The organism is Neobacillus citreus (assembly GCF_018343545.2).
GTDB lineage: Bacteria > Bacillota > Bacilli > Bacillales > Cytobacillaceae > Neobacillus > Neobacillus citreus.
The window spans coordinates 1-13,902 of the sequence record NZ_JAGYPE020000001.1 but is presented as its reverse complement, the minus strand read 5'-3'; the positions used below and the strand labels follow the sequence as shown (position 1 = coordinate 13,902).

Below are 13,902 nucleotides of genomic sequence, written 5' to 3'. Positions count from 1 at the left end.
GGTGAACCGGGAATGAAAATCCAAGACACTTTAAGGGTTATTGTTAATGATCCACGTGTTACAGTGAACGAACGGACATCCTCTACATCTGCATCTTTTCAAAAAATAATGTCTTCCTACACAAAAGAGCTTAACAAGGATTATCTGCAGCAATTATTAGATGATATAACTCAGCAGGGGCAGCAATTAAGTGAAAAGCCTACATTTGCTGAGCTGCGCAAATATAAAGATTTGATCAAACGTTTTATGGACGATGTAACCAAAAACGGCATAGGGCTGCATCAAACTGACAGCTGGGATCCCTATGGCGGAAATAAAACTTTGAAGACAATCCAAATCGTAGACCGTAAATTGGTAGAACTTACAGATCATATTCTAAATCAACAAGCTACTAGTCTATCGGTATTAGATAGGATTGGCGAAATTAAAGGGTTATTGATTAACCTCTATACGTAAAAGAGAAATATTTTGATAAGGGGTTAACGAAATGAAGAGCTTAAAACTATTTTTGATTGCCATTGGAGTATTGTTGCTTATAAGTATTGGAGGATATTTTGCCTATCAACATTTTCTTGGTCCTGGACAGACAAAGGGCGAAGAGGAACTGCCGACCATCGATCAGGTTTTAGAAAAGTCGGTAGATACCGAGAATATCACGACGAACTTCGCTAACGGCGGCTTTATCAAAACAAAGTTTAAGATAATTACAACTTCCCCCAAAAATGCGGAAGAGGTTAAAAAACTTCAATTCCTTGTGGAAAGTTCCATCATAAAAACGATCAACCGTATGACGAAGGAAGAATCAGTGGGTTCAGCCGGTATCACCTTAATTGAAGAAAATGTTAAAGAGGAACTTAACAAAGAGCTGGGGGAAAAGTATGTAACACGGGTTTACTTAACAGATGAGCTAATCCAATAGTTTTATAAATCTAAAAGGGAGTTATCTAGAAAGGAGAAAAACAGTGCTTAGCTACATAACTCTTGCGCTATTAATTGTCAATTTTATCGTTCTAGTTACTGTTTATACAAAGGGGAAATCTCGAGGGGAAGAAGGTGCCAACCAGCAATTAGAGCAAAAAATACTTGACATTGAACGAAGGATTACCCATGAATTATCCGAGTTGAAAATGACAATTGGTCAGGTGCAGTTAAAGTTAAAGTTAAAGGAAAAAGGCCTCACAACGAATAAAAGGGCGGAAAATCCCCCTGAACCATCTCATAAAACTGTAGAACTACAAGTTAGTAAGGATAATTATACAAAGGAAATTTTAAAATTAAAGGAACGGGGACTTACCGGAGAACAGATTGCCAGAAAATTAAAAATGGAATATGAGGAAGTTTCCTACATCCTAGAGTTTGCTGCTCGAAACACTTAATGAAGAAGGTGAATTGCAATGATACGAGGTCTATATTCTGCCGCATCGGGAATGTTTTCCATGGAGCGGAAACAGGAAGCATTAGCGGATAATCTTGCCAATGCGCAAACACCGGGTTATAAGAAGGATGATACAGTACTAAGGGCTTTTCCAAAGCTTTTGATTAACAGAATTAGGGATTTTAATGAAACGGCCAACATAACAAAGGCTGCAGGTGCACCAAAATTGCCTGTACAGAATGTACCTATAGGAGTCCTTGTAAATGGCGTCTATGCCCAGGAACGCATTCCTAGTTTTAATGAAGGAACACTGACTGAAACGAATCAGCCTTTGGATATGGCTATTGACGACCAGAGCATTCCGTTTCAAACTGTGAACGGGCGGCAGATAAAGCCGGCAGCATTCTTCGGTGTTCAACTTCCTAATGGAACAATGGGATATACAAGGAACGGAAAGTGGGATTTAGATGCTAATGGCAACCTTGTCACATCCGATGGATACCGAGTGTTAGGCGCTGATCATCGCCCAATCCAAATCTTTGGCAGCATTGCTAAAGAAGATTTACAAATATCTGATGATGGCAAGATTACCGCTAATTCCGTCAATATTGGGCAGATTGGAATTGCTGTTGTGCAAAATCCTAACGAACTCCGCCGCCAAGGAGGTAATGTTTACCAGTCTGCTGCCCCATTACCGTTTATTCAAGACGCAGGAGGCACGAATCCGGGTGTCGTCCTGCACCAAGGTTACATTGAACAATCGAATGTCGACCCGGGCCAAACGATGACAGAGATGATGGCCACAGTAAAAAGCTATGAAGCCAACCAAAAAGTCATCGGCGTGTATGACCAATCATTACAGCAATTATATTCTGTTGGAAAAATGAATGGATAATTTATGATGAAGAGGAGTTTAGGAAATTGAATACATCATTATACATCTCTTCCGGGGCATTGCAGGCCTACCAGCAAAAAATTGATACCTCTGCCAATAATGTGGCAAATGTAAATACAACTGGCTTTAAACGAAAAGACCATAGTTTCTCGGAGGTGTTGGCCTCACAAATCAATAACCAAAGCAGGGTTAACCAGGAAGTCGGACGGCTTACCCCGAACGGAATCCGTGTCAGTTATGGGACACTGCCTGGACTGATGCAGATTAATATGGAACAAGGACAGGCTATCGAAACGAAATATCCCTTTGATTTAATGCTCGAAGGGAAGGGTTTTTTCCAAATCTCTTATCCATCGGCAGTACCTGGTGCCCCAGCTGAGATTCGCTATACGAGAGATGGAAATTTTCACCTGAGCCCTATTCAAGGCCAGCCAGGAAACTTTCACTTGGTTCATGCGAACGGGGGCATGCTGTTGGATCAGAATGGCAGGGCAATCGAACTGAATGGACAGTATGAGGTCAAGATTGATGCAACAGGACAAATTCAGTTGAAAAATAAAAATGGGCTAGGCGATTCATTTTTGTCACCCCAGCAAATAGGTATTGTGGATATCCAAAATCCTCATGTTCTGCGAAATGCGGGCGAAAATCAATTTACGATTGATACAACAGTATTGCCGGCCGGCTCTACCCCTAACGACTTTGTCAGGCTGATGGAGACAAACGAAGTTCAACTTACATCCGGATTCCTGGAAGGGTCGAATGTCGATTTGACGAAAGAAATGACAGACTTAATGACTTCACAAAGAAGCTATCAAATGAACGCAAGAGCTGTTTCCTATGCAGACCAAATGATGGGTATTGCCAACGGGATTGTGAGGTAGTTTTGGTGGTTCTAATTTCAATGGGTGTAAAAATGCTTCTGTAAAATAGGAGATGACAATTGATGAAGATGACTTTAAGCAAGAAATTGTTATGCGGTAATTTAGCTATATTAATTATTTTAATGGCTATCGCGGGTCTAGGATATACACGAATTACTACTGTAGATAATACGTATACTCATTTAATTGACGATAAAGCAATGAAGTTAATCATGATAAAGGAACTGGCCATTGAAATTAAGCAAGAGCAGGTTCACCTGCGCGGTTACTTATTGTTGGATGATCAAGTTTCTCCAAATAAATTTGCGGAAGCTCATGGCAATTACAATCGAATCAGTACCAAGCTAGGGGAAATGATTAAACAACCTGAAGCGAAAGCCTATCTAAATGACTTGAATCAAATTGAAAAAGATTATTATCAGTTTTTCAATCAAATTGTAGAGCTCAAACAACAAAATAATAAAGAGGAAGCATTACGTTTAGTATCGACTAAAGGTGTTAGCTACGTTAACCAATTTGAGCAAAAAACTAGCGGATTCATGAAATACCAACAAAAGCTATTAGATGATGGGAGTGCGGCTGCTACTGAAAGTGTTAAAAGCGCCAAAAGCTGGATGTTAATTTTAGAGATTATTGGTGTACTTTTTGGAGTTGCAATTGCTTGGTTTATTAGCCGTATCATCACAGTACCTGTCATAACCCTTGCCGGCGCTGCTCGGAAAATTGCGGACGGCGACCTTTCTTCTGATGACATTAAAGTGAAGAATCGCGATGAATTGGGTGAATTGGCACAATCATTCAATCAAATGGCGAATAATTTACGCACCGTCCTACAACAGGTAAGGTCAAATGCATTGGAGGTTTCTGCAGCGTCGGAAGAGCTTACCGCCAGTGCAGAACAAAATACAAAAGCAACTGAACAGATTGCTTCTACTATACAAGAAGTCGCAACAGGAGCTGAGAGTCAAGTTCATGGTGTTGAGGAAAGTTCATCGGCCATGGAGCAAATCTCAATTGGCATACAGCAAATTGCAGCCAATACCCAGCAAGTATCGTCCTCTGCCTTACAAACATCTGAAGGGGCGAGGGAAGGAAACAAAGCAATTCAAATGGCTGTACAACAAATGAATTCTATAAACACATCGGTTAATGGTTTAGCTGATGTAATAACAGTACTAGGTGACCGCTCCCAAGAAATTGGTCAAATTGTCGAGGTTATCACAGGAATTGCTGCGCAAACCAATTTGCTCGCCCTTAATGCGGCTATTGAAGCTGCTAGAGCGGGAGAACATGGGCGAGGCTTTGCTGTTGTGGCTGATGAAGTGCGTAAGCTTGCAGAACAATCCGGACAATCGGCCCAGCAAATATCCCAACTAATTTCTGTGATTCAAGAGGAAACAGGCAAAGCGGTTCAATCGATGAAACATTCAACCGATGAGGTTTCGGAAGGGATTACCGTTGTTCACTCAGCAGGGGAATCCTTTGAACAAATTCTCCGCTCTATAAATGAAGTGACGTCACAAATCCAAGAAGTTTCTGCGTCTGTTGAGCAAATTTCCGCAGGAACGGAACAGGTTCTACATTCAATAAAAATATTTGCTGCCACAGCCGAAGAGTCCGCATCCGGCACGCAAAGTGTTTCAGCGGCTGCGGAAGAGCAGCTTGCGTCTATGGAAGAAATCGCTTCTTCAGCGGCTTCGCTGTCAAGAATGACGGAAGAATTACAGCAGGTGTTAGGAAAGTTTAAAGTATAATCATGGAAGAGGAGAGATTTTCTCCTCTTTTTTTGGCAGTTAATTAAACTTTTCATTAATATTCCCGATAATTAAATATAAAAGGTTATGTAGATGCTCACAGATCTATAATTTAATTATTAAAGGGGTGTGAAAAAATTGATTAATAATCACAACACATTAAGAGTCACCGGGCTTGCATCTGGGATGAATACAGATGAAATAGTAGCCAATTTGGTTAAAGTGCAAAGCAGCCGTCTCAATAAAATGCAGCAAGCGAAAACTTGGACAACCTGGAAAACCGATGCTTACCGAGATATAAACAAAAAGGTTGACGAGTTTCGAAAAGCAATGGAAGGACTGCGGCTACAGTCTACGTTTAATAAGCAGGTTACCACTTCTTCAAATGACAGTGTAGTCTCAGCAGCAGTTACTGGCATACCGACCCAATCGTCTTATCAGATTACAAATGTTCAACAGGCTAAAGATGCAACAACAACTTCGGTGAAATTCTTTTTAACTACTGGTCTTGATACCACCCAGACACTTGGTAATGTGACACCTGATGCAGATGGGAAAATAAGGTTCACTGTTAATAGCAGTACCATTGAATTTAGCCCAACTGATACAATATCGACTGTTTTAAATAAAATAACTAACGATCCATCGGTTTCAGTTTCTTATTCTTCAACGGAAAAATCCCTAACCTTTACAAATGATACTGCAGGTAATCTTGATCTGACCATTGGCGGTACACCAGATTTGCTTGCTGCACTAAATATTCAAGCAGGTACTACCAGTACTAGTTTATGGGGAGACGGAACATCTGATACTTCGATAACTAAGGGTACTGATAAACAAATTGCGAAGATGACCATAAATGGACTCGAGTATCGTTCTGATACAAATAAAATTACCTATGACGGGATAACGTTTGATATTAAATCAGACTTTCCAGCAGGAAATATTTCGATAAATAGCAGCTCTGATACGGACGCTGTTTTTAATAGTATTAAAACATTCGTAGATAAGTACAACGAGATTATTGATGATCTAAATGGAAGATTAACAGAAAAACGCTATCGTGACTATCCTCCATTGCTTGATGAACAGAAAAAAGACATGAAAGACAGCGACATTAAACTTTGGGAGGATAAAGCAAAGAGCGGGCTTTTGTCTGGTGATTCAACGATCAGAAACTTCTTATATGAAATGCGGAACAGTCTTTCCAATATTGTAGAAAACAGCAGCATTTCTACCAGCTTTAATTCATTGAAGTCTATCGGGATTGATTTTTCTACCAGCTATAGAGATAACGGGAAATTGATTCTTAACGAAGAAAAGTTGAAAGGGACATTGAAATCCAATTTAGATGATGTGAAAAATCTATTTACGGTAAAAGGAACGGGAACAAAAAATACTGTAGAGGATACCGCTATGCACCAAACGAGTGGTTTTGGCTGGAGAATCTATGACCGATTGAAAGAAACGATTTCACAGCTAGGAACTCTTGCTGGTTCCCCCAATTCGGTCGTGGACACAAAAAGCTATATGGCAAAACAATTAAAATCGTTAAACGAAAATATCGATAATGAACAAAACAAAGTAAATGCTTATGAGCAAAGACTGTGGAAGCAATTTACAGCAATGGAAAAGGCCTTATCGCAGCTGAATTCTCAAAGCTCTTGGCTTTCACAGCAGTTAGGAATGTAATATAAATGTTAAAGCGCCGATTATCTGAAAGGGAAAAGATAATCGGCGCTTTTTAATTTTCTAATTTGATATGGTATTATATAGAAAAAAGCAATTGGTGATCCACTTGAACAAGACCTTAAATAGAAGACGATTTAAGAGATATAAGTTTGATAAACCAGTTAAATCCTCCCTTGAACTTGTTACAATATCATATCAAAATGAGAATCAGAACATTGAAACTAAAGATATTTATATAGTAGATATGAGTGCTGGCGGATTAAGATTTGTTAGTAAAGTTGAATTTGCTGTCAACTTTCTTGCAATCTATAAGGTTCATTTAAAACTACATAATCGGGAAATAGTTTTGTTTGGAAAAATAGTAAGAAAGCAAAAACTTGTCAAACATTTTTTTGATTATGGTTTTAGATTTGAATTTAATTATGGTGAGCATTTTAAATAAAAAAAGATTATCTACAATAGCCTTATCCCTAGATGGATAGGGCTATTTATTTTTTTTAGGGAATTTTCTTGAAAGGTACTAAACAATTATTGCAGGGGGTCGATAAAAATAATAGCAAGGGATAATTAATGGATAGGTTAAAAAGAATCAAACAAATTCAAAACCTATCCGAAAAAAAATAAGAAATTCTTAAAGGGAAAGGTAAAAAAATAAAAAATTGCTAAACATATAATTTTACCATCCGATAAAAATAATAACAAAGAATTTTTTAAATAATTAGCAAAAAATATGCTAATTCAAACTAAACAATTCTTTCGAATAACCGATAATAGAATTGTAAGGTAAAAGAATCTTTGGAGGATGGTAACAAGATGCTAATCATCGGCAGAGAGATTGGACAGTCTGTCATCATTGGAAAAAATGTAAAAGTTACTGTTCTGCAATACGGTTCAAGACCATGGTTATCCATTGATGCCCCACCAGAACTTCAAATAAGAAAAGTAAAGGTAAGCGGTCGATGGATAGGCAAGTTTAAAAAAAGGACAAAAACAGTTGGGGACAGCGTGATAATTGGAGATACCATATCGGTGACCATTCTTCAAACTGAAACAGGTTTACTTCGTTTCGCAATTGATGCACCTAAAGATGTAAAAATCTACCGCGAAGAATTGTGCGATAACCGAATTCAACCCTGCCAGCCTAAAGTCCATAGTTACAAGTTTAGAATTTAGAAGGAATTTTTTCATATTGTTAGTAGACCCATAGGGTTTATTATATATCAACTTAGGGGAAACCCAATAAAATTCAAAATAATCTTTTAGGAGGATTTACATTATGCGTATTAATCACAACATTGCAGCATTGAACACTCACCGTCAGTTGAACAGTGCATCAAATGCACAGTCAAAATCTATGGAGAAATTATCTTCAGGTCTTCGTATCAATCGTGCTGGAGATGACGCTGCTGGTCTAGCAATCTCTGAAAAAATGCGTGGACAAATTCGTGGTTTGGATATGGCTTCTAAGAACTCACAAGATGGTATCTCTCTAATTCAAACTGCTGAAGGTGCATTAAATGAAGTACATTCCATTCTTCAAAGACAAAGAGAACTTGCAGTACAAGCTTCTTCTGATACTAACGTTGGTGCTGATAGAACTGCTCTACAAGATGAGTTTGACCAATTAAGTCAAGAAATCACAAGAATTACAGACAATACTGAGTTCAACACTATGAAGTTGTTGGATAAATCGGCTGGGGCTGTTGGTGTACTAAAAATCCAAGTAGGTGCAAATTCAGCTCAAACGATGGACATTGATTTGTCAAAAACTGGTGTGGATTTGAAAACTGCTCTTGTTGCAGCTAATGATGCTCTAGATATCTCTACTTTAGCTGGTGCTCAAGGTGCTGTAACAACACTTGATAGTCAAATTGCAGATGTTTCTTCAGGTCGAAGCTATCTAGGTGCAACCCAAAACCGCTTGGAACATACAATCAACAACTTGAATACAGCTTCTGAAAACTTAACAGCTGCTGAGTCTCGTGTACGTGATGTAGACATGGCGAAAGAAATGATGGAGCAAACTAAGAACTCTATTCTTGCTCAAGCTGCCCAAGCTATGCTTGCACAGGCAAATCAACAGCCACAAGGCGTACTTCAATTGCTTCGTTAATAAAAAAATCAAATGGAAAGGGAATGGATTTTTCATTCCCTTTTCGTTTATATATAATTTAATTTTCCCAAGAAGAAAACTAAATATATGTTCTCTCTTTGGAAAAATTAAATTATATTAAGGAGTAGATAAATGACAACCAACTTAGTTGATACACTTAATCCTGAATATATTAAAAAATTCACTTGTATTGGGGCAGCATGTGAAGATACCTGCTGTTCAGGGTGGAGAGTAAATGTTGATGAAGAAACATATAGAAAATATAAAAAAGTAAAAAATTTTGATATGAAGTTAAGATTAGAAAAGGACATTACAAGAAACCGTTCTAATCCTACTAAGAATAATGTAGCTAAAATGAGGATGGAAAAGGGGAAATGTTCTTTTTTAAGTAAAGAAGGTTGGTGTGATATTCAAACCAAACTAGGTGAAGATTATTTATGTAATACATGCGCAGTATATCCAAGAAGAATAAATAAAGTAAATAATATAATAGAGCAATCTTTAACAGTATCTTGTCCTGAGGCTGCTAGGTTAGTGTTACTTAACGAGATTGGTATTAATTTTGTACTAGGACAAGAAGTGGTATCCATCAGGGAGTATTCCAGCATAATTAATACTAGTAAGGGAAAAATAACACACTGGAAAGAATGCATCGATGAATATCGATATTTGACTATTTTAATTCTACAAAACAGAGATTATACTCTTGAAGAACGTTTGCTTATTTTGGGTCTGCTTTATAATGAATTAGAACTTTGTGTGAAAAACAATAGATTAAATGAAATTCCTGATATATTAGGGCAATATTTAAAAAGTGTAGAAGATTATACATTTAAAGGTGCATTTAATAATGTTTCTAACCAATTAGATATCCAACTTCAACTATGTAGAGAACTAGTGATTCTACGTTTAAAAGAAGGAATAACTTCCTCAAGGTATTTGGAATGTTCAAGAGATATGATGTTAGGATTGAAAATTGAAGTAAACACTACAAATGAGGAAGTCAAAGAAGCTTACGAATATTCTTATGCGGAATATTATGCACCATTTATGCAAGAGCATGAGTATATGCTTGAGAATTTTCTTGTAAATTATGTGTTTAAAAATTGTATGCCAATTGATTGTGATGCTCCATTCGAAAGTTATACACGAATGATTTTACATTACTCTTTAATTAAGCTACATTTAGTAGGTATAGCAAATCATTATAATGGGTTAACTTCTGACTTAGTAATTAAACTAGTTCAATCCCTTTCAAAGACTTTTGAACATAATCCCACGTATTTTGAAAAGACCATGGGCTTATTCAAAGAAAATAACTTAATGAATTTGACGTATATGTCTATGTTAGTTAAAAATTAATTGATCAAAAGTGCTATTTATGTCAATACTTATTTTCATAGTGACAAACCAAAATAACAGTCTCTTATTAATGTGAAAGAGTATTAAATTATGAATGTAAGTTTTTGCACAAATTCGAAAGAAATGATGGACAAACTAAGAATTCTTTTCTTTCTTAAGTAGCACAAACAATTTTGGCCAATCCATGCTTTAAGAAGCAGAAAAATTGGGACTTTTAATGATTTTATATCTCATAAAAAAACTTAGGTTTTTTAATGTATCATCTAATCAGACTGCCTCATCTAGATGACCAATATGGACCAGACATACATCTTTAAAAGTTGGATAGGTTTGCCCGGGTCATATATATAGGTAATGAAAAAGATATGAGAATATATTATATACTTGAACATACATGTGCATGATATTTGCCAAAATGGGCTTCTCTTTTCGGAGTGAAGTCCTTTTTCTATTTTGTGGGAGGAATTCAATCATGAATTGTTTTTTATTTTTTAAATAACAAAAAGACTTACAAGAGCAGTACAATATGAACTGTAAATTTTTACTTCAACATCAAGGGAAATGTACTCTAATATTTTTTCGAAATGTTGATTAAACTTTTTGATTTATTCACCGATAAATCTTGTTAGTTACTAAAAATTTATCAAAACATGAAACTTTATGATTTCCTAAAAAGGGGGCAATTATGAAACAGCAAAGAAAGACCTCAAGGTTCAATTTAAAAAGCAGTAAAACAAAATTGATTGCCGGTGTGACAGCCGCTGCTCTAGTTCCGACAATTTCTATCGCCGTCATTTCAAATGTGGTGACAAAAGGTATCATTCATGACCAAGTTTCAAATTCTACACTTCAAGTAACAAAAGAGGCAAATGCCATCCTGGATTATAAAATGGAAGGAGTGTCGAGCCAGCTTGAGCTTGTCACTAACAATATAAACTTTACGGAATTTTACCAAAACCCAGAAAACGTTAATTATGGATTTTACTTATTAGAAGGGGTACAAAAAACGGGCAGTGATTATGCCAGTGTTTATTTTGCTACCTCAAAAAAAGATATGATATTAGCTCCTAAGACTGAATTGCCTGAAGGCTATGACCCGACAAAACGGGACTGGTATAAAGGCGCAGTTGAACAAAATGGCAAGGTCTATTTCAGTGAACCGTATGAGGACGCTTTTACAAAGAAACAGGTACTAACCCTTGCCCAGACTGTAAAGGATAAAAATGGTCAATTGGTTGGGGTCGCAGCGATTGATATTTTTATGGACAAATTCGCAAACACCATTAATCAAATTAAAATTGGAAAAACAGGCTATATGACCATCCTTGGACCAAATGGAAAATATATCTTTCACCCCGATACCAAACGGATTGGATCAACATTGCCTTCATCTGATCCTTTGGCCAAAGCTCTATCTAAACAAAAGGAAGGATTTAGCGATTATCAAATAAATGGTAAAAATACATTCTCTGCTTTTACAAGTAATGAACAAATAGGGTGGAGATTTGTTTCTTCACTAGATGAAGCAGAAATCGTTGAAAGTGCCAACAGAATTCGGGATATTGGCTGGATATTAACGGCCATCTTCGGTGTTTTAACTTCCCTTTTCGCCTATTTCTTTGGAAGACGAATAGCCAATAATGTCCTGACCATTAAGAAAGCTTTGGAAACAGCTTCAAAAGGGGACTTCACAGCTAGAGTCACAATTAATACCAAGGATGAATTTAACGATTTGGAACAAAGTTTCAATCAAACAATGGAGCAGCTATCATCAACTCTAAAAAATGTTGAACAGACTTCTAAAACTGTCTTGGAAACTTCGTCGCAATTGTCTTTAATGACAAGAGAGACAAGTGCATCATTGTCGGAAGTGGCGGTTGCCATTGATGAAATTGCTCAAGGGGCGGGATCGCAGGCACGAAATGTTAACGTAAGCTCGGAACAAATGCAGGATTTATCCCAGCAGCTCGATGAAATATCTGCAACTTCTGAAAATATGAATCTTGTATCGGAGCGTTCCATGGAGTTAAGCAATAAAGGCTTGGAACAAGTGGTCTTTCTGACAGAAAAGTCATCTGAAACAAAAACGTCCACAAATGAAGTAACTTCGATTGTGAAAGAAGTAGATGTTCGGATGGGAGAAATCAATGCCATTATCGAAGCAATCACAAAAATTACTGATCAAACGAATCTTCTAGCGCTTAATGCCTCAATCGAATCTGCACGCGCCGGAGAACATGGGCGGGGATTTGCGGTGGTAGCGAATGAAGTTCGCAAATTAGCAGAACAATCGCGTGCTTCTGCGCATGAAATTAAGAGCATTGTCGATAGTATAAAGACTGTTGTAAGTAAAGCCGTAGAGGCAATGGAACGGACTAATCAGGCGGTAACCGAACAGGATATTGCTGTATTTCAAACAAAAGATATTTTTAATGATATTTTATCAGCGGTTCATGATTTGGCTAAAAAGGCAGCCGAGGTTCAGGCATCGATTGAGGAAAGCAAGGAAAATAAAGATACGGTCAGTCAGGAAATGGCCAGCATTACCGCAGTATCTGAGCAAACAGCAGCAGCAACGGAGGAGGTCTCTGCTTCTGCGGAACAGATTTCAGCGACAATGGCATCCTTTATTGAGCATGCTAATGGACTGAAAGAACTATCTGAGCTGCTTGACAATGATATTAAGAAATTTAAATTACAGTAGTAATGAAAAAGAAGCCCTATCCATTAGGTGCTTCTTTTTCAATTTTTGTAACTTAAACAATCTTCGGCCACTTCCGATAATTAAAATGAACATGAAAAAGGGGGGATTGGCTTGCTTGACAAGCTGACAGCAGCTAATAGTTCATTCACCAAAAAGGTGGAACAAGTGGAAAGTATCTCAAAAGTAAAGGAGGTTACACCTGATAAACAAAACCCTTTATATCAGGGGCAGGATTTAAAAGAAAAGACCGAAAAAGTTATTGAAAGTATAAATCAGTTCTTAAAAGAATCCAATACACACTTGAAGTTCCGTTTTCATGATGAATTGAAGGAATTTTATGTGGCCATTGTAGATGATACCACAAACGAAGTGGTAAAGGAGATCCCGCCGAAGAAAATGCTGGATATGTATGCAGCGATGACGGAATATCTGGGTCTTCTTGTTGATATGAAAGGGTAACCAGGTTAGAAGGTGAAGATAAATGCAGGTTCCACAAATCCGAATGCACCAAACGTATGCACAAATCGGGTTGCGGATTATCCAGCCACGGCAGGAAATTCAGCAAAAACCAGCAGATTTATTAATCAATCAAGTTCCTTCCTCGATGACAATTGATAGGAAGGCAGCTTCCATGGAAATAAACCAAGATCAAGCCCGGAATGAGCTTGGCTTTAAGCCAATAAGTGTGCTGAGTACCGAGATGGCTGATTTTTCAAAACAAGAAGGCTTAGAGGCTGTTGCCGAGATTGCCGAAGAGGGAGATCAACTGGCTGCAATTGAAAAAAAGGCCGATGCTATTATGTGGATTGCTTCACAAAACGCCAACCCTGAACCTGCTGATTTCAATATTAAGTTCATTCCAAGTTATGGCGCTGTTAAAATTCATTATATTCCGACTGAGCTCCACATTTCTTGGAAACAGGGCGGTGCGGAAATTACCTCTGTGGCTAATCGGCCGATTCATGAGTATACTCCCGGCCGAACAGAGGTTTACCTTCGCCAGCACCAGCAGCTTGATATCGATTTTATCGGCGGGACAATAAATGCCCGAACGTAACAATGGATTTAGCAGCGGACATCATGCCGCTGTTTTTATTTTTTCAGTAAATTTGAAAGTTGGGAT

At 37.6% G+C, this 13,902-nt stretch carries 14 protein-coding genes; all 14 read left to right on the top strand.

What is annotated here, in order from left to right:
- Positions 1-12 precede the first annotated feature (12 nt).
- Positions 13-456, top strand: coding sequence for a YaaR family protein (locus KHB02_RS00075; RefSeq protein WP_213140331.1), 444 nt, complete (start codon positions 13-15; stop codon positions 454-456).
- A gap of 31 nt (positions 457-487) precedes the next feature.
- Positions 488-919, top strand: coding sequence for a flagellar basal body-associated FliL family protein (locus tag KHB02_RS00070; RefSeq protein WP_213140330.1), 432 nt, complete (start codon positions 488-490; stop codon positions 917-919).
- 43 nt (positions 920-962) lie between these two features.
- The gene (locus KHB02_RS00065) at positions 963-1,376 is read left to right on the top strand and encodes a hypothetical protein (RefSeq protein ID WP_213140329.1); all 414 of its coding nucleotides are present in this window, start codon (positions 963-965) and stop codon (positions 1,374-1,376) included.
- 18 nt (positions 1,377-1,394) lie between these two features.
- Positions 1,395-2,270 carry a flagellar hook-basal body protein gene (locus KHB02_RS00060; RefSeq protein WP_241113619.1) on the top strand — a complete coding sequence of 292 codons (876 nt, stop codon included), beginning with the start codon at positions 1,395-1,397 and terminating at the stop codon, positions 2,268-2,270.
- Between the two features lie 26 nt (positions 2,271-2,296).
- Positions 2,297-3,154 (top strand): flagellar hook-basal body protein, encoded by an 858-nt coding sequence (locus KHB02_RS29675; RefSeq protein ID WP_277398121.1) that lies wholly within the window; start codon positions 2,297-2,299, stop codon positions 3,152-3,154.
- A gap of 62 nt (positions 3,155-3,216) precedes the next feature.
- The gene (locus KHB02_RS00045; RefSeq protein WP_213140327.1) at positions 3,217-4,908 is read left to right on the top strand and encodes a methyl-accepting chemotaxis protein; all 1,692 of its coding nucleotides are present in this window, start codon (positions 3,217-3,219) and stop codon (positions 4,906-4,908) included.
- A gap of 138 nt (positions 4,909-5,046) precedes the next feature.
- Positions 5,047-6,600: a flagellar filament capping protein FliD gene (gene fliD / locus KHB02_RS00040; protein WP_241113618.1), complete on the top strand. Its 1,554-nt coding sequence runs from the start codon at positions 5,047-5,049 to the stop codon at positions 6,598-6,600.
- Positions 6,601-6,706: 106 nt separating this feature from the next.
- Entirely contained in the window at positions 6,707-7,042 is a 336-nt protein-coding gene (locus tag KHB02_RS00035) for a PilZ domain-containing protein (RefSeq protein ID WP_213140325.1), read from the top strand.
- 371 nt (positions 7,043-7,413) lie between these two features.
- On the top strand, positions 7,414-7,773 hold the full coding sequence (locus tag KHB02_RS00030) for a carbon storage regulator (RefSeq protein WP_213140324.1): 360 nt from the start codon (positions 7,414-7,416) through the stop codon (positions 7,771-7,773).
- A 103-nt stretch (positions 7,774-7,876) separates the two neighbouring features.
- Positions 7,877-8,713 carry a flagellin N-terminal helical domain-containing protein gene (locus tag KHB02_RS00025; protein WP_213140323.1) on the top strand — a complete coding sequence of 279 codons (837 nt, stop codon included), beginning with the start codon at positions 7,877-7,879 and terminating at the stop codon, positions 8,711-8,713.
- A gap of 132 nt (positions 8,714-8,845) precedes the next feature.
- Positions 8,846-10,075, top strand: coding sequence for a flagellin lysine-N-methylase (gene fliB, locus KHB02_RS00020; protein WP_213140322.1), 1,230 nt, complete (start codon positions 8,846-8,848; stop codon positions 10,073-10,075).
- A 685-nt stretch (positions 10,076-10,760) separates the two neighbouring features.
- The gene (locus KHB02_RS00015; protein WP_213140321.1) at positions 10,761-12,779 is read left to right on the top strand and encodes a methyl-accepting chemotaxis protein; all 2,019 of its coding nucleotides are present in this window, start codon (positions 10,761-10,763) and stop codon (positions 12,777-12,779) included.
- 111 nt (positions 12,780-12,890) lie between these two features.
- A complete protein-coding gene (gene flaG, locus KHB02_RS00010; RefSeq protein ID WP_213140320.1) occupies positions 12,891-13,238 on the top strand; it encodes a flagellar protein FlaG in 348 nt (115 codons plus the stop codon).
- A gap of 22 nt (positions 13,239-13,260) precedes the next feature.
- A complete protein-coding gene (locus tag KHB02_RS00005; RefSeq protein ID WP_213140319.1) occupies positions 13,261-13,836 on the top strand; it encodes a DUF6470 family protein in 576 nt (191 codons plus the stop codon).
- Positions 13,837-13,902: the final 66 nt, after the last annotated feature.